This is a genomic window from Fibrisoma limi BUZ 3, from assembly GCF_000296815.2.
Lineage (GTDB): Bacteria > Bacteroidota > Bacteroidia > Cytophagales > Spirosomataceae > Fibrisoma > Fibrisoma limi.
Map to the genome: position 1 here is coordinate 562,450 of NZ_CAIT01000004.1, position 19,173 is coordinate 581,622.

19 protein-coding genes are annotated in these 19,173 nt (G+C 52.8%); 9 read left to right on the forward strand and 10 right to left on the reverse strand.

Annotated elements, in window-relative coordinates; translation table 11 throughout:
* Positions 1–6 precede the first annotated feature (6 nt).
* The gene (locus BN8_RS02815) at positions 7–351 is read left to right on the forward strand and encodes a hypothetical protein (RefSeq protein ID WP_009280272.1); all 345 of its coding nucleotides are present in this window, start codon (positions 7–9) and stop codon (positions 349–351) included.
* A gap of 84 nt (positions 352–435) precedes the next feature.
* On the opposite strand, the gene BN8_RS02820 is transcribed toward BN8_RS02815, so the two are convergent.
* Positions 436–888, reverse strand: a complete 453-nt coding sequence (locus tag BN8_RS02820) for a ferritin-like domain-containing protein (protein ID WP_040005395.1) — start codon at positions 886–888, stop codon at positions 436–438.
* A 246-nt stretch (positions 889–1,134) separates the two neighbouring features.
* On the reverse strand, positions 1,135–1,797 hold the full coding sequence (locus tag BN8_RS02825) for a DUF305 domain-containing protein (protein ID WP_009280274.1): 663 nt from the start codon (positions 1,795–1,797) through the stop codon (positions 1,135–1,137).
* Positions 1,798–2,062: 265 nt separating this feature from the next.
* On the opposite strand from BN8_RS02825, the gene BN8_RS02830 reads away from it, so the two are divergent.
* Entirely contained in the window at positions 2,063–2,368 is a 306-nt protein-coding gene (locus BN8_RS02830; RefSeq protein WP_009280275.1) for a hypothetical protein, read from the forward strand.
* Between the two features lie 14 nt (positions 2,369–2,382).
* Here the strand turns inward: BN8_RS02830 and murA are convergent, their stop codons facing one another.
* Together murA and BN8_RS02840 are read right to left on the reverse strand one after the other, a co-directional pair.
* The gene (gene murA / locus BN8_RS02835; protein ID WP_009280276.1) at positions 2,383–3,681 is read right to left on the reverse strand and encodes a UDP-N-acetylglucosamine 1-carboxyvinyltransferase; all 1,299 of its coding nucleotides are present in this window, start codon (positions 3,679–3,681) and stop codon (positions 2,383–2,385) included.
* A gap of 125 nt (positions 3,682–3,806) precedes the next feature.
* Positions 3,807–4,580, reverse strand: a complete 774-nt coding sequence (locus BN8_RS02840; RefSeq protein ID WP_040005397.1) for a DUF4290 domain-containing protein — start codon at positions 4,578–4,580, stop codon at positions 3,807–3,809.
* 119 nt (positions 4,581–4,699) lie between these two features.
* Between BN8_RS02840 and BN8_RS02845 the strand changes: the two genes are divergently transcribed.
* Positions 4,700–6,091 (forward strand): MATE family efflux transporter, encoded by a 1,392-nt coding sequence (locus tag BN8_RS02845; RefSeq protein WP_009280278.1) that lies wholly within the window; start codon positions 4,700–4,702, stop codon positions 6,089–6,091.
* A gap of 177 nt (positions 6,092–6,268) precedes the next feature.
* On the opposite strand, the gene BN8_RS02850 is transcribed toward BN8_RS02845, so the two are convergent.
* The 3 genes from BN8_RS02850 to bamJ form a co-directional block, all read right to left on the reverse strand.
* Entirely contained in the window at positions 6,269–6,508 is a 240-nt protein-coding gene (locus BN8_RS02850; RefSeq protein WP_009280279.1) for a hypothetical protein, read from the reverse strand.
* An 85-nt stretch (positions 6,509–6,593) separates the two neighbouring features.
* Positions 6,594–8,678 carry a carboxy terminal-processing peptidase gene (locus BN8_RS02855; protein ID WP_009280280.1) on the reverse strand — a complete coding sequence of 695 codons (2,085 nt, stop codon included), beginning with the start codon at positions 8,676–8,678 and terminating at the stop codon, positions 6,594–6,596.
* Between the two features lie 108 nt (positions 8,679–8,786).
* Positions 8,787–9,572 (reverse strand): BamJ family beta-barrel-assembly machinery protein, encoded by a 786-nt coding sequence (bamJ, locus tag BN8_RS02860; RefSeq protein ID WP_009280281.1) that lies wholly within the window; start codon positions 9,570–9,572, stop codon positions 8,787–8,789.
* A 391-nt stretch (positions 9,573–9,963) separates the two neighbouring features.
* Between bamJ and atpA the strand changes: the two genes are divergently transcribed.
* The 4 genes from atpA to BN8_RS02880 all read left to right on the forward strand — a co-directional run bounded on the left by atpA (position 9,964) and on the right by BN8_RS02880 (position 13,723).
* On the forward strand, positions 9,964–11,541 hold the full coding sequence (gene atpA, locus BN8_RS02865; RefSeq protein WP_009280283.1) for a F0F1 ATP synthase subunit alpha: 1,578 nt from the start codon (positions 9,964–9,966) through the stop codon (positions 11,539–11,541).
* A gap of 85 nt (positions 11,542–11,626) precedes the next feature.
* Positions 11,627–12,511, forward strand: a complete 885-nt coding sequence (gene atpG / locus BN8_RS02870) for an ATP synthase F1 subunit gamma (protein WP_009280285.1) — start codon at positions 11,627–11,629, stop codon at positions 12,509–12,511.
* Positions 12,512–12,774: 263 nt separating this feature from the next.
* On the forward strand, positions 12,775–13,344 hold the full coding sequence (locus BN8_RS02875) for a DUF4136 domain-containing protein (protein WP_009280286.1): 570 nt from the start codon (positions 12,775–12,777) through the stop codon (positions 13,342–13,344).
* Between the two features lie 103 nt (positions 13,345–13,447).
* Positions 13,448–13,723, forward strand: coding sequence for a hypothetical protein (locus BN8_RS02880; protein WP_009280287.1), 276 nt, complete (start codon positions 13,448–13,450; stop codon positions 13,721–13,723).
* A 15-nt stretch (positions 13,724–13,738) separates the two neighbouring features.
* On the opposite strand, the gene BN8_RS02885 is transcribed toward BN8_RS02880, so the two are convergent.
* The gene (locus BN8_RS02885; RefSeq protein WP_009280289.1) at positions 13,739–15,082 is read right to left on the reverse strand and encodes a M23 family metallopeptidase; all 1,344 of its coding nucleotides are present in this window, start codon (positions 15,080–15,082) and stop codon (positions 13,739–13,741) included.
* Between the two features lie 178 nt (positions 15,083–15,260).
* Here BN8_RS02885 and BN8_RS02890 point away from each other — a divergent pair, with 178 nt between their 5' ends.
* Complete coding sequence (locus BN8_RS02890) at positions 15,261–16,019, forward strand: ZIP family metal transporter (RefSeq protein ID WP_009280290.1); 759 nt, start codon at positions 15,261–15,263, stop codon at positions 16,017–16,019.
* A gap of 61 nt (positions 16,020–16,080) precedes the next feature.
* Complete coding sequence (locus BN8_RS02895; RefSeq protein ID WP_009280291.1) at positions 16,081–16,629, forward strand: DUF2231 domain-containing protein; 549 nt, start codon at positions 16,081–16,083, stop codon at positions 16,627–16,629.
* 78 nt (positions 16,630–16,707) lie between these two features.
* Here BN8_RS02895 and BN8_RS02900 read toward each other — a convergent pair whose 3' ends face one another.
* The gene (locus BN8_RS02900) at positions 16,708–18,129 is read right to left on the reverse strand and encodes an APC family permease (protein WP_083882477.1); all 1,422 of its coding nucleotides are present in this window, start codon (positions 18,127–18,129) and stop codon (positions 16,708–16,710) included.
* 126 nt (positions 18,130–18,255) lie between these two features.
* Positions 18,256–19,137: a hypothetical protein gene (locus tag BN8_RS02905; protein ID WP_009280293.1), complete on the reverse strand. Its 882-nt coding sequence runs from the start codon at positions 19,135–19,137 to the stop codon at positions 18,256–18,258.
* Positions 19,138–19,173 lie beyond the last annotated feature (36 nt).

Here is a 19,173-nt window from a genome sequence, read left to right on the forward strand (position 1 = left end):
CCTGTTATGACGCCACAGAATCAGGATACCCAGCAATTAATGACAGTCACCCTGCAAGGACTACAGGGCGATGTAACGACACTGGCTCCGCAAGCCAACGATTTAATTGAGCAATGGAATAAGGTACTTGGCGAAGGATACGATACCCGCGATGACGTAGCGGATGAGCTATACCAGCTTAAACGGGTACTGGCCGAGGGGAGAATTGCGCAGATTGCCAGTTCGCTGCATACACTCTGTAAACTAACCCGACGAGCCGCCGACACGGCCGATGAAGATACGGCTGCTCAGCTTCGTCAACTGGCCGATACATTGGATGATGCCTCCGCGCGGATTGCGCAGTCGAGGTGAGCGGAAAAAAAGGAGGAATCAGGAAAGGGAGGAGAGGAGAAAGGAAACTACCAATCTGCCTTTTCTCCCCTTCCTGCTCTACAATTACGCCGGCTGCAGGGATTTGATGCGATCATAAGCAGACTGAAGCTCAGTCAGTTGCTTTTGCAGATCCTCCTTGATGTAGGCCGGAATGTGATCTTTTTCGATAGCGTCCTTGTACGCTTCGATGGCGGCATTCTCGCCAAATTCGACTGAACCCAGAATGGCTGAACGGTCTTTGCCCGTAATAGCGGCCTTAATGTCGATCCAGGCGCGGTGAATTTTGCTGGTCAGGTCCGTAGACGTAGCATCCGTTACACCTGTGCCGTCGATGCGGACAATATGATCGGCCAACTGGCTGCGGAAGTTCTGACTCTGGATTACGTAGTGCCGGAACAGATCGTCCAGTTGCGGGTCTTCGTTGTCTTCTACCGCTTTTTCATAGCCCTGAATGCGGTCGTTGTTGATCTTGACCAGTTCGTTGAGGTCGTCGACAATCTCCTGATTCTTAATCATGATAATTGATAGTTTGTGAACCATTACATGAACCCCGGCCTTTGGTAAATGTTTTGCAAAAGGCGGGGATTTGAGTTTGCGACATATTTCTATGCGTTAACTCATTCATCAGCTCACGATATGGGCGGGGGCGGCAGCGTCGTCCGGCACCCGGCGCTCGAGCGACTTCTTCGCACCCAGATATAACGATAATCCCCACGGCACTGCCGTGGGGATTATCGTAAAGGAAAGTTTTTTCTAGTAACCTTATTTTACCATGGCCTTTAACTGCTCAATGTTCTGCTGCGCTTTGGTTACGAGTTGCTGCGCAAATGACTTCAGAGCGCTGTTGTTGCCGTACTGGAGGTAGGTATTGGCCATGTCAATGGCATCCTGCCGGTGTTCCTGATACAGTATGGCGAAGTTCTTATCAAAGTTATCGCTTAGCTTGTCCTCGGCACCTCCTTGCTGCATTTTCAGCGCCATTGCTTCCGTGTTGCGGCTTTGCTGTTGCACAAAAGCCTGGTTAGGCCGGTTAGGTTTGATCTGCCGGATCAGGCCGTCGATGGCAGCCATATCGGCCTGAGCAGTCGTCAGCATGGTTTTCGCGGCCTGCTTCAACGAGTCGTTTTTGCCATTTTGTATCTCCTGATTCAGCAGGTCAATAGCGCCCTGTGTGTGGACTTTGGCCCGAAACGCATAATCGAAGTCCGGATCACCCGTCGTTTGCAGTTTCTTGATTTTATCCATCATCTGCCGCATCGGTTGCAGCAGCGGAGTTTTGGCCGGATCATCGGTAGACACTTTCGCTCCAGCCCTGGCCGCCCGGGTAGCGAGGGTTGTTGATTGAGCACAGGCATTCAGCAAACCTGCCGTAAGCAACAAAGCTACGCCAACTATGTGGAAGGAGGTATTTTTAATGAGTTTCATAAAACAAACTAAGTTTTGTGATACATCTATGAGATGGTGTAAAGCTAAAAAGGTTTAACGAGCCGTCTACGAAGTAACGTACGCTATTTCCAGAATTGCTGTCAATCAGCCCGACGCCCTGACTCGGATTAGGCCCATATCCTACTATTTGCTCAACTATTTAGAAGCGACAATGTTGCCTCGTGCAGCGGTGCTGGGTCGGTTCCGTGGTACATCATAACCAACGTAAACCAAGTTTGCGTACCTGACCTGCGTCGATGCCATTGTGATCGAACGTTCTACCAACAACATCTACGTATGTGATGCCAAAACAAATGCCATTCGGATTGTGTCGCCGAATGGGGCTAGCCGGGTACTGGCGCAGAATGGTGATACCAATGGGACAGAGGGACGATTGGACGAACCGGACGAACCGTTACTCCGGAACGATCGACTGTATATTGCCAGCTACAACGTAACGATGATGGGACGATCAATGTCAAATCTGATGCTCCGCATACCGTGTCGGTTCTGGAACCGAAGTAGTGGTCACCAACGCAAAAGCCGCCCAGGTGAGCGGCTTTTGCGTTAGGTATGATTCGTCGATTACAACCGAATAATTTCGGCTCCGATGGCATTCAGGCGGGTATCAATATTCTGATAACCCCGGTCAATCTGCTCAATGTTGTCGATGATGCTGTTGCCCTTAGCCGATAGAGCCGCAATCAACAGCGCAACCCCCGCCCGGATGTCAGGTGAGGCCATGCGGATGCCTTTGAGCGGCATCTGCCGGTTCAGGCCGACCACCGTGGCGCGGTGCGGGTCGCAGAGGATGATCTGCGCGCCCATTTCGATCAGCTTATCCACGAAGAACAATCGGCTTTCGAACATTTTCTGGTGGATCAGCACCGTACCGCTGGCCTGCACGGCCGTAACGAGCACGATACTCAGCAGATCAGGCGTAAAACCAGGCCAGGGGGCATCAGCTACGGTCATCATGCCGCCGTCGAGGAACGTATCGATCTGATAGCGTTCCTGCGCCGGTATGAAAATGTCGTCGCCCCGGAATTCCATCTGGATTCCCAGTCGCTTAAACGTATCCGGAATAATGCCCAGTTGAGGTATCTGGCAGTTTTTGATCGTAATCTCCGACTGCGTCATCGCAGCCATACCGATAAACGAGCCGATTTCGATCATATCGGGCAGCATGGTGTGTTCCGTGCCGTGCAGTTCCGATACACCCTCAATGGTGAGCAGGTTGGAACCAACACCGGAAATCTTAGCCCCCATGCTGTTCAGCATTTTGCTTAACTGCTGGAGATACGGCTCGCAGGCGGCATTATAGATGGTGGTCGTACCCTCGGCCATCACGGCGGCCATCAGGACGTTGGCCGTACCGGTCACTGACGCTTCGTCCAGCAGCATGTACACACCTTTGAGGTGATCGCCTTCGACGCGGTAAAAATCACCGTCGTAGTGGAAGGTAGCGCCCAGCTTCTCAAAACCGAGGAAGTGGGTATCCAGCCGACGGCGCCCGATTTTATCGCCACCGGGCCGGGGAATCCGCCCTTTCTTAAAGCGAGCCAGCATAGGCCCCAGCAACATAACCGACCCACGCAGGGCAGCGGCTTTGCGCTGGTACGTCTCACTTTCGAGGTAATCCAGATTAACATCACTGGCCACGAAGCGGTACGACGATTCACCAATTTTTGTAACCCATACGCCCAGATCGCCCAGCAAATCGATCAACTGGTTGACGTCGCGGATATTCGGAATGTTATGAATAGTGACGGGCTCTTTCGTGAGCAACACGGCGCAGAGGATTTGAAGAGCCTCGTTTTTAGCGCCCTGCGGAATCAATTCTCCCTTGAGCCTACGCCCACCCGTAATTTTAAATGAAGCCATTAAAGAATTAGTTTTCAGTTAATCGGTTTACTGTTTTCCGGTATGGCTTGACGTACTTTGAACCAACAACCCGAGCGCCCGATACGTCGGCGCGAGGGTGGAAAACTGAAAACCGGAAACGGTTTCTACCGCCGACGGCCATTACGGTCGTTGTTTCGGTTCGGTCCTCCGCTGTTCGGACGATACGGCCCACCATCGCGACGACCCCGCTGGTTGGCATTGGGGTTATTACGTTGGTTGTTGCGCGAATTGTTATTCTGGTTGTTGCCGTAATTACCGGAGAAACGCGACTGACCACCACCGCGCTGCCCTTGTCCGCCTTCATTGCGGTAATTGTTGCCGCCCATCCGCTGGGGCTGGTCGCCGGTACGTTCGCGGGGCGTACCTTCCACAAAGCCGTTCGTCCGGATTTCCTGTATTTCGTCCGCCAGCTTCCCGTTCGACAGTTCCAGCAGACTCTGAAAAATAGTCTCGTCTTCGACGGATTCCTTGTTCCAGGCGGCATAGAACGTTTTCATCAGCCGCGCGAGGTAGGAAACAAACGCCCGTTTCTCGTCGGCATCTTCAATGGAAATCGCTTTGGCTACCAGCAGTTCAACGTTCCGTCCAAAGTGTTTGAACTTCAATTGATGCATATTGTAAGGCACCTGCTGCGGCTTTTTGCCCAGGACTTCGGGCGATGGGGGCGGGTAGGGGCTGTCAACGTCCAGCGTAAAACCGGACATGATGTACAGGTCGTCCCACAGTTTGTTGTAGTAGTCCTGCCCATCTTTCATGTTCGGATGGATTTGCCGCATTAATTCAACCAGGATGTGCGCGTAGCGGGTGCGCTTTTCCCGGTCCTCAATGTTGACCATGTTGTCAACTAACTTCTGGATACTACTGCCGTATTCTTTCAAGGGCTGTATCGGATTCGTGTTCAAGAAAACAAAAGTAAGAACAATATACTGAAAACTGGTTTAACATACCCATAAACGTCATCAGGAACCCCGGGTGCGTGAACCGACGTTACGTCACCATGAAAAAGTTTATCCAAACCTATCGTCCGGAGATTGCTGATACCTTGCGCCTGAGCATTCCCATCGTGATTGCCCAGCTTGGTGTTGTTCTGATGGGCGTTACGGATAATTTATTTGTAGGGCGGTTGCTGGGGGCTGTACCCCTGGGAGCGGCCGGACTGGCTACGTCATTGTCGTTTCTTGTATCCTGCATTGGCGTGGGCGGATTGGCGGTAGTGGCAACACTCGTGTCGCAGGCCCATGGACGCAACGATAGTACGGCCATTGGCCGGCTATTCCGGGCGGGGCTGTGGGTAGCCGGGTTGCTGAGTGTCGTGTTGGGCGGAATCTCCGTCGTTGTAGCGTATAATTTTGACCGGATGGGGCAATCGGCCGAGGTAGCAAAGCTGGCGGGCGATTTCATGCTTTTGCTCACTGTTTCCATATTACCCCTGCTGGTTTTTGTGGCGGCTCGCCAGCTTTGCGATGGGCTACGCTACCCACGGGTGGCAATGGCCATTACGCTCTCAGCGCTGGTGTTGAACGCTGTATTTAACTACATACTTATTGAAGGTATTGGGCCATTTCCGGCTATGGGCCTGATGGGTTCGGCGATGGCTACGTTACTCTCCCGCGGGTTCATGGCCACGGCGATGCTACTTTATGTCTACCGCGCTGACCTGTTTGGCGAATACGTCCGGAAAGTGGTAGACACTCGTCCGTTAACCGATGAGATCTGGACAATTCTGCGGCTGGGTATTCCCGGCGGCCTGACGTTTTTCTTTGAGGTAGCTACATTTTCTCTCGCCGTTGTTATGGTCGGCTGGCTGGGTGAAGCGCAACTGGCGGCCCATCAGATTGCGATCAATATGGCATCGACTACTTACATGATGGCTACCGGCATTTCGTCGGCGGCAGCCATCCGGGTAGGTGCGGCCGTCGGGCGAGGTAGCCAGGAAGGGGTTCGCCGGGCGGGTATTGCTGCGTTTGTGTTATCGGCGGGGTTCATGAGCCTTTGCGCCCTGCTGTTCCTGACGGCCAACGATTGGCTGGTGAGTCTCTACATTCGCGATAATGCAACGGTGGCTGCTTTTGCTGCTTCACTGGTCATTATGGCTGGCTTTTTCCAGTTGTCAGACGGTATTCAGGTGGTAGGCGTAGGGTCGCTTCGGGGCTTGTCGGATGTGAATGTACCTACGGTTATTACGTTGTTTTCCTACTGGGGTGTTGCGTTGCCGATGAGTTATGTGTTTGCGTTTCCTCTTGGTTTAAATGTAGTCGGCGTTTGGGTTGGATTGCTGGCGGGGCTAACCATCGCGGCTGTGCTGTTAACAATGCGGTTCTTCCGGCGGGTACGGCACATTAACCCTACAAACGTTTCGGATGCTCAGCTCGCTCACAGTGCCTATTGATTCCTTGCTGCGTACTGGATTTCCGTTTTTTAGGTTTTACCCCAAATCTTTGCAGGGTTACCCCAAACCCCTGAAGGGGCTTAGCTCCGCCATTTCAGGCATCTATCTCAGCAGCGCTAAGCCCCTTCAGGGGTTTGGGGTAAAACGTAATAGCTATCAACCGAAGCACAAAAAGCCTTACCGCATCTTTTCTAAAAGCTCATCGCGCGTAGGCTTATCGGCAGTCAGGTCATAACCAATGCCTTCACGATCGAGATAGTCCATAAACGAGGTGTAATCGTCTTTGGGAACGGAGAAAACGTACCAATTGTCGAATGGTTCGCTGAATACTTCGGTTTCCGTCAGGGCCGCTTCCTTTTGTAGTGCCTGAAAATGGATGGTTTCAAGCGTATTCTGTTTTATCAAAAAATACCACATATCGTTGCTGATTGTACAGCCCTCAACGAAAAACCCCACGTAACGGTTTGTCACGTGGGGTTTTTCGTTGAGGGCTGTACGTTGATTACTTATTCACCGCAATGATATAATCGGCCAGAATCCGACCTGCTTCGTTCAGATACAGGTCTTTTTTCTTCTTGGGCGCGTTGGGCGACGGTGTGCCGGTTTCATCGATCGGGGCCGTCATCTGGCTTACCTTATTGGCGGCCGCCCGCTTGCGTTCAGCTTCTTCACGTTCTTTCCGACGCTTGGCTTCCTGAAGCGAGACCACCGTATTTTCTTTCGCCTTCTTGAAGTCGGCCAGGTCCTGAGCCAGTTGCTTCAGTTCCGGATCTGACTTCAAACGCTGCTCAAACCGGTCGCGCAGACGAGAAAGAACTTTATCGTCCAGGCCACGGCTAACTTCGTAGCGAGTAGAGCTGATCTGGTCCCATGGCAGTGCGCTGGGCTGAGAGCTTTCGCCATACTCCTCGGCCGTGAAGCCCGAAGGTAGCTCAATGTCCGGCGTTACGCCCTTGTGCTGCGTGCTGCTGCCATTGATGCGGTAGAACTTCTGAATGGTCATTTTTACCTGACCAGCTTTCTCCGGCTCTTTCGGCAACCACTGATTCAAATCGATCAGGGTTTGCACGGTACCTTTACCGAATGTCTGTCCCCCAACGATGATACCCCGCTTGTAGTCCTGAATGGCAGCGGCAAAAATTTCGGATGCAGACGCACTGAAACGGTTGACGAGCACGGCCAGCGGACCATCGTACGTAACAGACGGGTCCGGATCGGTATAAACCTCCGTCTCACCCGTTGATTCACGAACCTGAACAACAGGGCCTTTCGGAATGAACAGACCCGTCAGGTTGATGGCTTCGGTGAGCGAGCCACCGCCGTTATCGCGCAGGTCAATCACGATGCCGTCCACTTTTTCAGCTTTCAGTTCTTCGACAAACTTCTTCACATCACTCGTCGTGCTGCTGAAGTTTTCTTCGCGTTTGCGCGCGCCTTCAAAGTCGCGGTAGAACATCGGGATGTTGATAACCCCAATCTTGAACGGCTTACCATTGTCGGTGATGTCGATCACTTCCTTTTTGGCACGCTGCTCTTCAAGCTTGATTTTCTCCCGCACCAGTCGGATTTCTTTCGGCGGAGCACCGGCGATGGCGTTTGGCGAAATCACCTGAAGCCGTACTACGGTTCCTTTAGGCCCTTTGATGAGTTTGACAACCTCATCGACCTGCCAGTTCATGACATTGACCATCTGGCCGTTATCGCCCTGAGCTACCCCCGCAATCTTATCGTCCTTGTTCAGCAGCTTGCTCTTGAAAGCAGGGCCGCCGGGCAGCACCTCCGTAATCCGGATGTAGTCACCATCTTCGCGGAGCAGGGCACCAATGCCTTCCAGCGACTGGCTCATCTCCTGGTTAAACCGGTCGGCGCTGGTTGGCGACAGGTAGTTGGTATGTGGATCGAGCGCTTCGGCGAACGAGTTCATGTACATCTGAAATACCTCCGGGCTCTTGATCCGGTTGATCGCCCGATCGAGGTTCTTGTACCGATCCGTCATCGTAGCCGCTACGGCGCTGTCCTTCCGGTTGCCGAGCTTTAGTTCCAGCGCCTGATTCTTCAGAATCTTGCGCCACAGATCGTTCTGCTCCTCAATGGTCTTAGGCCAGCTTGCTTTGTCGCGGTCGGTGTTGAACGTCTCGTCAGCCGTGAAATCGAAGGGTTTCTTCAATTGATCCTTCACAAACTCACTACGCTCCTGATACCGTTTGCGGAACACGTTGTAGAGTTCGTAAGCCGCCGTCAGGTCGCCGTTCACGAGGGCGTCGTCAATCTGATAGCGGTATTTTTCGAATGCAGCTACATCGCTGGCGAGCAGATACGTTTTGTTATTGTCTACCTCCTTAAGGTAGTTATCCCAGACAACCGACGACAGGGAGTCGTTCAGCCTCACCTTTCGATAGTGGTAGGTAGTCAGCAGCTTAGCAACGAGTTGCTCTACTTTTTCCTGTGAGACCGACGGCTTAAGGTCCTCAGTCGGTGCGGTCACCTCCCGGCCGGGCAGCAGCTTCAGTGGTGCGCTGCTCGACGGCGAATCCGGCTGAAAGCTCAGCATCAGCACGGGGACTAAGGTTACGAGATACTTCTTCATGCACGTAACGCGGTTTGAAAAATGAGGCCGCCTGATCACACGCCGAACGGATGTTTAACTAAAAATCAGTTCGGTATTATGGCCGTAACGGCAAACGTAAGTTAGCAATTATTGCTTTACAATGTCGAGCAATTCGACATCAAATATTAAGGTAGACCCCGGTTTGATATCCGGGCCCGCTCCACGATCGCCATAAGCCAGTTCAGCCGGAATAAATACCTTCCACTTGGAACCAACCGGCATCAGCTGAAGCACTTCCGTCCACCCTTTAATTACTTCGCCCACACCAAATTCAGCGGGCTGGCCACGTTCGACCGAACTATCGAACACCTTCCCGTCAATCAGGCGGCCGGTGTAATGTACCTTAACCCGATCAGAGGCCGTTGGTTTAGCACCTGTGCCTTCTTTTTCAACCAGGTACTGCAAACCACTGGCTGTAGTCTGTACGCCCGGCTTGGCTTTATTTTCGGCCAGAAACGCATCGCCTATCTTCTTGTTTTCGGCAGACACTTTCTGCGTTTCAGCCATCCGCTGAGCCGACTGTTTCTGGGCATACGCGTTCAGCACCTGACCGGCTTGTTCTTGGGTAAGTTGCGTTTTGCCGCCCTTCAGGGCATCCTCAATACCGCGCACCAGCGCTGTGTTATTCAGGTCGGATATACCTTGCTGCTGCAAATTCTGCGCCATATACAGGCCGATGCTGTAGCTGAGCGAATCCTGCGAGGATGCGAGTGTTGTACCGGTTGCCGACCGAGTGGTAGGGGTTGGTTTTGCCGTTGACGAAGGTTTTGTTGTAGCTGGCTTTTTGGCGGCTGGTTTAGTTTGAGCAGCTGCGGAGCCACTGATAAAAACGGCCGATACCATACCGGCCAGCATCCACTGGTTGAACTTCATGCGAAACAATTACAGGTTGTATGAACGTAGAAATCGTTACTGATAAAACGTGAAAGAATAACGGAAAAGTTTGGCAAAACCTATTTTCTGTAAAATTTCATCACTGAATCGTATCGTTCGTTGCCAATATGTCAGCAGAGCAACGAAAAATACGTACCTGGTAAAAGTAGCAAAAAAGAATGGTTAAGGCCAATTCGCCCGGACCAAACCAGGATGAATTTGGACGAACGGTTTCAGCAGTCATTCAACGGTTTAGGTCCGGGGTTGCGTCATATTGGAAAAGTCTAACATTCAGCCGATACTTTACGGGCTCAACGTGTTTTTATCAAATTTTACTCGTATCTTTGCGGCCGAATTCTTATTAGTTAACTAAAGCATCCATCTAATTCATATGACATCCGTAAGACCCGACGAGGTATCGGCTATTCTCCGCGCCCAACTGGCCGGGGCCCAAACTGAAGCCGAACTCGAAGAAGTCGGTACGGTGCTGCAAATCGGCGACGGCGTAGCGCGTATCTACGGCTTGTCGAAAGTGCAGGCCGGCGAACTACTGGCGTTCCAGAACGGACTTCAGGCGCTCGCGCTGAACCTCGAAGAAGACAACGTGGGAGCCGTGTTGCTGGGCGACTATTCTGAAGTAAAAGAAGGCGATACGGTGAAACGCACTAACCAGATTGCTTACGTCCGGGTGGGCGAAGGTATCCTGGGGCGTGTTGTCAATACGCTGGGTGAGCCAGTCGACGGCATGGGCCCGGTTCAGGGCGAACTTTTCGAGATGCCGCTCGAACGGAAAGCGCCGGGCGTAATTTACCGTCAGCCAGTTAACGAGCCGCTGCAGACCGGTATCAAGGCTATCGACGCCATGATTCCTATTGGTCGGGGGCAGCGTGAATTGATCATCGGTGACCGCCAGACGGGTAAAACTGCCGTGGCTATCGACACGATCATCAACCAGAAAGAGTTTTTCGACAAAGGCGAGCCGGTTTTCTGTATCTACGTAGCCTGCGGCCAGAAAGCGTCAACCATCAAGCAGGTGGAAGCTACGCTGCGCAAGGCCGGTGCCATGGAGTACACGGTGATTGTAGCCGCTGCCGCTTCTGACCCATCACCGATGCAGTTCTACGCGCCGTTTACCGGTGCCGCCATTGGTGAATATTTCCGCGATACGGGCCGTCCTGCTCTTGTGATCTATGATGACCTCTCGAAGCAGGCCGTATCTTACCGCGAAGTATCGCTGCTGCTGCGTCGCCCGCCGGGCCGTGAGGCTTACCCCGGTGACGTATTCTACCTGCACAGCCGTCTGCTGGAGCGGGCCGCCAAGATTACGGCCAACGACGATATCGCCCGCCAGATGAACGACCTGCCGCCTTCGCTGGCAGGTAAAGTAAAAGGTGGTGGTTCGCTGACAGCACTGCCGATCATCGAAACGCAGGCTGGTGACGTATCGGCTTACATCCCGACCAACGTGATCTCGATCACCGACGGCCAGATCTTCCTTGAATCAAACCTGTTTAACTCGGGTATTCGTCCGGCCATCAACGTGGGTATCTCGGTATCACGGGTAGGTGGTAACGCTCAGATTAAATCGATGAAGAAAGTGGCGGGTACACTGAAACTTGACCAGGCCCAGTTCCGCGAGCTGGAAGCCTTTGCTAAGTTCGGTTCAGACCTTGATGCCGCTACGAAACTGACGATCGAGCGTGGACGCCGGAACCAGGAAATGCTGAAGCAGCCCCAGTACTCACCCGTACCGGTTGAACAGCAGGTGGCTATTATCTACGCATCAACAAACGGTCTGCTGGACAAAGTGCCGGTAAACCGGGTGAAAGAATTTGAAAGCCAGTTTGCCGCCGTTCTGAGTGCGCAGTATCCGAATGCGCTGGCGACGCTTCGCGCCGGTAAACTCGACGATGAGACGACCGCGACGTTGAAGAAAGTGGCTGCTGATCTCTCGGCGAGCTACGCATAAATGTGTTTGTCGGTTTTTGGTGTACGGTTTTCGTTAATAAACGAGGCCGTACGCCGAAGACTGAATACCGCAAACTCACTGAAAAATGGCAAGTTTAAAAGAAGTACGCAGTCGTATTGCCTCCATTAACTCGACGCAACAGATTACCAAAGCCATGAAAATGGTGGCGGCCGCTAAGCTGCGTCGGGCGCAGGATGGTATTACGCAGATGCGGCCGTACGCGCAGAAGTTAAGCCAGATGCTGAGCACCGTGTCGGCCGGTGCTGAATTGGCTGCCGATAGTCCGTATAAGCAGGCAAGGCCCATTGACCGGGTACTGCTGATCGTTGTTACGTCTGACCGGGGGTTGTGCGGAGCCTTCAATACCAACGCAATTAAGGCAGCCATAAGCCTGCTCAACGACCGCTACGCAGCCCAGGCCCGGGCCGGTAACGTTGAAATCATGGCGCTCGGTAAGAAAGGTGCCGAAGCGTTTATCCGGCGCGGCTTCCGGGTCAACACCAAACACACGAATATCTTCGGCTCGTTGAATTTTGCCACGGTACGCCAGGCTGCCGAAGAAGCTATGGACGGTTTTGTATCGGGTCGTTACGATGTGGTCGATATTGTCTTCAACGAGTTCAAGAACGTAGCGACGCAGATTATTCGTACCGAACAGATGCTGCCCATCGTGGCGGCTGAAGCACCAGCCGGAGCAACTTCGGCGGTTAACTACCTGTTCGAGCCGTCAGAAGAGGAAATCATCAGCGAACTGATTCCGAAGACACTGAAGATTCAGTTGTATAAAGCAGCTCTGGAATCGAATGCTTCTTTCTATGGTGCTCAAATGACCGCTATGGATAAGGCTACCGAGAACGCCGGGGAATTGTTAAAAGAACTTAAATTGGTGTACAACCGGACGCGTCAGGCCGCCATTACGAAGGAAATCCTCGAAATTGTGGGTGGTGCAGAAGCCCTCGCAGCTGACTAAGACGTGTTAAGTGTCTAATAAACAGACAAGTTTTTATATACATTAAGTGTAAACACCCCCAATGGTTAACATATCATTGGGGGTGTTTTCTTGTTTTATAAACGATTGATAACTAGTGTGTTAAGTGTGCTTCGGGGCGGGGTTATATATGAACAGTACCGAACTTAACAGTTGCATTTTTAGTTATTTAGATATACTATACGATTGAGCATTTTTCTAACGTTAAATAGTCGGTTAGACAACCTACTAACGATTCAACTAATATGAGATTCAAAGGCATAATCGCAAGTCTGATGGTGGCCGGTACGCTGGCTTCCTGCGCGCCGGCTATAACGGTTAAGTACGATTACGATCCGAAAGTGAATGTTCGTCAATTTACGACCTACCGTATTGAAGCCGACCGTCAACGTAATGCTGACCCGATTGTGGGCAGTAACCTGAACCAGCGCCGGATTGCCGAAGCACTGGAGCAGTCGCTTAAAGCCCGTGGCTATAAGCCTGTTGAGCAGGGTGAAGCTGATTTGATTGTTCGTTTCTTCGCCGATTCGAAAGATCGTCAGCAGATCCAGTCGAATAACGCATTCGGTCCGTACTCATGGTGGTATGGCGGTTACAACAACAACGTATACTCTCGTCAGTACGAAGAGAACCGGGTGGTTGTTAACGTAGTCGATGCCCGTACGAATGATATTGTATGGCAGGGCTGGGCAACTGGCCAACTGAATTCACGGAAGCGTGAGCGTGACCGCGATCAGGCGTTCCGTGAAACGGTGACGAGCATCATGAAGAACTTCCCGGAAAGCGCCGGGCAGGACTACGGTGCCTCCCGCTAAACAGTGAACAGAAGTACACATGCGGACGCCTACGATTCAGCCGAGTCGTAGGCGTTTCTTTTAGTTAACCGTTTTCGTTACTTTGTGTAGGTGAAAAGATACCATGGCTACAGAGAACCAGAGCACTGTCCGTACGTTACTTGTCGCAGTTGTAGTACTGCTGGCAGGAATAGCGGCTTTGCTGTGGGTAGCGTATAACCGACACCAGAGGCTGGTTGATGAAGCGCAGGATCTTCGGCGCAATCTGCATCAGAAAAGCAGCCAGATTAAGCAGTTGGAAAACCGGCTTCAGAATTGTGATACGGTCCAGACGGTCGTTGATTCATCGTGGGGCGCCCAGCCGACTACCACAACGGGAGTCGCCAGGCGATACTACTGATTGGCTGATCTGACATCAGGGAGCAATCGTCCTGGCAATCCAGCCCGCCAGTCCTTCTTCACTCCGGACGAGCAGATATTGACCATACGTTGCCAGAACCTCCAGCGTAGTACCAGTGGGCAACGTATCAATCACCCCGGCCGTCGGGGCGGCCGCATCCAGTAAATTGCTGATGCTGGGAAGCGTGTATTGCCGAAGCGGCCGCGTAGCCGATTCGGCTGTATTGCTGTTAAGGTAGCCCGTCAACCCATCGGGAAGTTCGACCCGCAGCCAGGTGGCTGTTCCGCCAAGGATCGTGAAGGCGGTTGTCCGAGTCAATTCCCGCAAAATGGGTGCATCGCTGCCCGGCGACGATCGCATCGGGGAGCGAGTAGTCGAAATGCGCATTGAATCGCCTAATCGGGAAGCCGCCAGCAGTGACTGTTTGGCCGGTCCCCGACCCAATCGGACAAAGGGCAGTGGATCAACTGCGCCTTCGCTAAACTGATAAATACCAAAATGCAGATGAGGAGCGGTGGTGCGGGCGTTACCCGTATTCCCAACAAATCCGAGCGTATCGCCGATGCTGACGCGCTGCCCATCGGTTACGTTGAAGCGGTCGAGATGCGCATAGTATAGCCGCAGGTTTCGGTCATTGTCCGACAGAAAAACGACGTTACCGCCCAGGTTGTTTGTACCAACGCCCGTTACAACCCCATTGGCCGCAGCGACGGCGGGCGTGCCACGCGGAGCAAAAATGTCAATGCCTTCGTGTCGCCGACGCCCGCCGTCGCGGGGAGCGCCGAAATAACTGCTGATGCGTCGACTGTCCAGCCCCTGCACCGGAAAGCTCAGAGCCGGTTCACGGGTGATGGAAATGGTGTAACGACCACTACGTAACAGCTCCGGCTGAACCCGAATCAGATGAGTCTGCGTCCGGTGGACTTCCCAAACCAGATTGTTGGTATCGGCTTTCGACGAGGCCAGGCGGTCGGGTGTCCGGCCGCCGAGTTCGAATACGTCGATAAAGACCTTGGCATCACGTTGCCCCTGCGTTTCTACCTGGACAATAAACCGATCACCGCGCGTACCGTCGATTCGGTACCCAACTGCAAATGGTTTGCTGGCTGAGAAATAGCCACTTTCCCGGTACGGTGTAGTTATCTTAAGTGAATCGCGGAGCGCTTTTTCGCTTGCCTGTAGCCAATCAATACCTAAGGCTGTCTGGTCCAGTTTAGCTTCCTTCAGCGAATGGGCGTATTGCTCATGGGGCGACGAAGAGCGAAAGAGATTTGTAGCCGGTCCCAGGCCTGTGCAGGCGCTCAGGTAGCTGAGGAGCAGCCCACAGAAAACCAGTTGATGCCAGTATGTTTTACGCATAGAAATTCTATGAATTTAACGGACTTTGGCTGCCAATATTTTAGTGCAGCGTCAGTCAGCGTGATCACTCAAGCAGCAGGTTGACGAAAAGAAAAGGAATACCTGATTGGAACGCCAGATCGATGTTTTTAACAAAAACAAAGCCGTATGGTTCTGAACGACAACTGAACGCTATTGTATGATACCAGAATGGCTTAAGGCTGGGCTGTGGGGCCTGCTGTCTGGTGGGGCTCTGCTGATTGGCGCTTCATTCGGTTATTTCGTGAACGTTCCACAACGGTTTATTGCAACCGTGATGGCATTCGGTAGCGGTGTGCTCTTCTCAGCATTATCGTTTGAACTGGTTGATGAAGCGTACCAAACCGGTGGAATTGATGCTACGGCACTGGGCTTTCTCGGTGGGGCAGGGGTATATACAATCGTGAACTACTGGCTGTCCAGACAGGGGGCGAAACACCGCAAACGGTCTGGTCAGCAACAAACGTCTGAACAGGATCAGGCGGGCAGTGGACTTGCTATCGCGATTGGGGCCCTGCTCGATGGTATCCCGGAGTCTATTGTGATTGGCTTGAGCCTGATTGGTGGCAAGGGGGTGAGTGTGGTGGCTGTGGCGGCCGTATTTCTATCGAATATCCCAGAGGGTTTATCCAGCGCGGCCGGGATGAAAAAAGCTAATCGGTCGATGAAATACGTGCTGGGGATCTGGGGTGGCATTGCCATCGCGTCGGGGGTTGCTGCACTGGTCGGCTATACCGTATTTCAGCACTACTCCAACGATGTGATTGCGGCTACCAGCGCCGTTGCGGCCGGGGCTATTCTGGCCATGCTCGTGGATACAATGATACCGGAAGCCTTTGAAGAAGCCCATGAGTTTGCCGGATTTATTACGGTAGTCGGGTTTCTGCTGGCCTTCATGTTGTCAAAGATGGGCGGTTGATGCTCATCCAAACGAACATTACGTGGTTTGTAAAGTTATCTCTGCAAAATCTATCAACGTTATGGAAAGTAGAGCAAAGATTGTAGGACATCCGGCGCATCCGATCCTGATTGTGTTTCCGCTGGGATTGCTGGCAACGGCGGTCATATTTGACATTGTGTATCTGCTGAACGATAACCCAATGATGGCGACGGTATCGTACTGGATGATCGTAGCCGGATTGATTGGCGGGCTGGTGGCGGCTGTTCCCGGCTGGAAAGACTGGTTCAATATCCCATCCGGTACGCGGGCGAAACAGGTTGGTCTGGTACATGGTCTTGGGAACATGCTGGTGTTGTTGCTGTTTGCGGTAAGCTGGCTGTTCCGACAGGACGAAGCAGCGTTTGAGCCGTCGACTCCGGCGTTGGCGCTGTCATTTCTTGGCTTTGCCATTGCAGGCTTTACCGGTTGGCTGGGTGGTGAAATGGTGGATCGGCTCGGGGTAGGCGTTGATAATGGCGCGCACCTGAACGCTCCCAATTCCTTATCGGGGCGTCCTGCATCGGATATTGATGCGGGGTATCGAACCGGCCGAATTAAGGATACTCACGGCCGCGAACGGTTTGCGTAAGTAAGAATGTCAATAGTACATAGTATGAAAAAGGGGGTCGGCTTCCAGAAGCCGCCCCCCTTTTTAGGCTAGTAATTGCTATTCTATCGCCCGCTGGCCGCGACGAGTCAGTAAGTAAACCGGTACGCCTAAGCCTGCAATGAGGAGCCCCATGCCGGTATTGAACGTTTTGGTGTACAGCAGGATCCCGCAGATGGTTAGGCCCGCGATGATGTACAAGGCCGGAACGAGCGGATAACCAACTGCCCGGTAAGGCCGCTCGGTATCAGGTTCTTTCCGCCGGAGTACAAACAGACCAATGATCGTGACAATGTAAAAGCACAACGAAGCAAACGTGCAGTAGTCAAGCAAATCACCGTAGCGACCCGACAGGCACAGGATTGAGGCCCAGATGCACTGGAGCCAGAGCGCCTTGCCCGGTACGGCGTTTTTGTTCAGGTGCGAAGCCTGTTCCAGAAACAGCCCGTCTTTCGCCATCGCGTAATATAGCCGGGCACCCGCCAGGATCAGGCCATTGTTACAGCCAAAGGTCGAAATCATGATCAGCACTGCCATGATGCTGACCGCTACGTTGCCGAAAATAACGGACGATGCAGCCGTGGCCACCCGGTCGGCTTCGGCAAACTGAATCCCTCGACCAATAACGTCGGTGGCCGTCGGTGAACCCGTCAGCGGAAGCAGCGATAGGTAGGATACGTTAGCGAGCAGGTAAATTGTTGTTACGAGCAGCGTACCGAAAAAGAGAGCCAGTGGAATGTTCCGGCGCGGATTTTTGATTTCGCCCGCGATGAACGTTACGTTATTCCATGCGTCGGCCGAAAACAGTGAGCCAACCATCGACGTACCGAAGGCCAGCAGCAGGGCAATGCCGGTCAGCGGCAGCACCGACGCAATCGTGCCGTCGGGGTTGAGCAGGGTCTGGTTCGCATTCCAGGCATCAGTCAGGTTGGCCGATAAAACTCCGCTGCTGATCCCAAGCCCAATGCCTACAACGATCAGGCCCAGCAGGGCGATCAGCTTGGCCGACGTAAATACGTTCTGAATCAGTTTGCCACTTTGTACGCCCTGGCTGTTCAGCCACGTGAGCAGAACCAGACTGGCGATGGCAAACAAAGACCCCGCCGAAATATCGACGGGGCCGAGGGAAAACAGTACGTTGGCTGGGCTCAGGGCTGGGACGAAAACAGCCGTGTATTTTGTGAAGGCTACTGCTACGGCCGCGATGGTACCCGTCTGAATGACCATGAAGACCGTCCAGCCGTAGACAAAACCGAGCAGGGGACCGAATGCCCGCTGAATGTATACGTACTGCCCTCCAGCCTTAGGCATCATACCGGCCAGTTCGCCGTAGCTGAGCGCGGCCGCAACGGTCAGTACGCCGGTCAGCACCCACAGCAGCAACAGCCAGCCCGACGAGCCGAGGTTGCGGGCCATGTCGGCCGATACGATAAAAACGCCGGAGCCAATCATCGAACCGGACACGATCAGGGTCGAGTCCATCAGCCCCAGCGAGCGTTTGAAGTCTGTTTTCTCTTCGACGGCAGGTTGCACGGAAGTACGCAGATTTAGGTGAATATCTAAGCAATAAGCAGAGCGTACTTTAGAAAAACAAATTCGGGGTTACGTTTAAAAGCGAACAACAATACTGGCACCCGATTGTCCTAAGGTAGAATACGGGCGAAGCTCCCAGGATACCTTCTGTTTCAGGGCCCGGTTATAATACTGTACTGCCCGCAGGAAAGAGTCTGCCCGTCCGGCGGGGGCTGAGACATAAGCAATAAGGCCAACCAGGGTTGAGATCGCACCACCAATGATCAGGCCCCGGCCGTTGGGTCGGTTGACTTCTGTTGGTGAGGACGACAAAAAGCCCGGGGCAGGAATCGTTTTACCGGGAGTTGTGATCTGAACAGCCGGTATCTCATTAGGACCAATTGTCGTTTTGTAGCCCTGGTAGGGCCCTGAAGTCATGCAAGTATAAGTTATTGTCCCATCGCTATTGCCAGTGCCTATCCAGGCGTTGCAGGCATTTATGGACGACGTAGTTGTTGGCGGGAGTGTGATGGTGCCTGGCGAAGGGGCTGGGCTCCAGGCATTTCGCTGCCGGGTTAATTCCTGGTTGTAAAGATTGGCCTGCACAAAACCAATACTCATGCTAATGATGCCCGACCAGAAAAAAATAGCGCCAACCGTCCGACCTGTTTGTTGCCCCTCCACAATTCTCGTAAAATTCTCGTGTTCGCGCTGAACGTCTGGATCATTCAACGCCAGCATGCGGGGCCACAGCTCGCGTTCGGGGTCTTCAACATCAATGCCATCGTATGTATAAATGCGTTGTAAGGTGGTGCTTACATGCCGACGGTTTCCATATGTAAATGGATATTCCCGGAACTCAATGGGTTTGAGGGTATCACCATAAGGCTTCGGTAAGACGCTGCCCGAATTGACCGTTTTGGTCTGAGCCCATACGCATAGAGGTGAAACGGCTAGAAGTAAAAGTAAGGTTTTCATGAGCGTTGATTCTGAAAGCAATGTATCAAAAAGTAC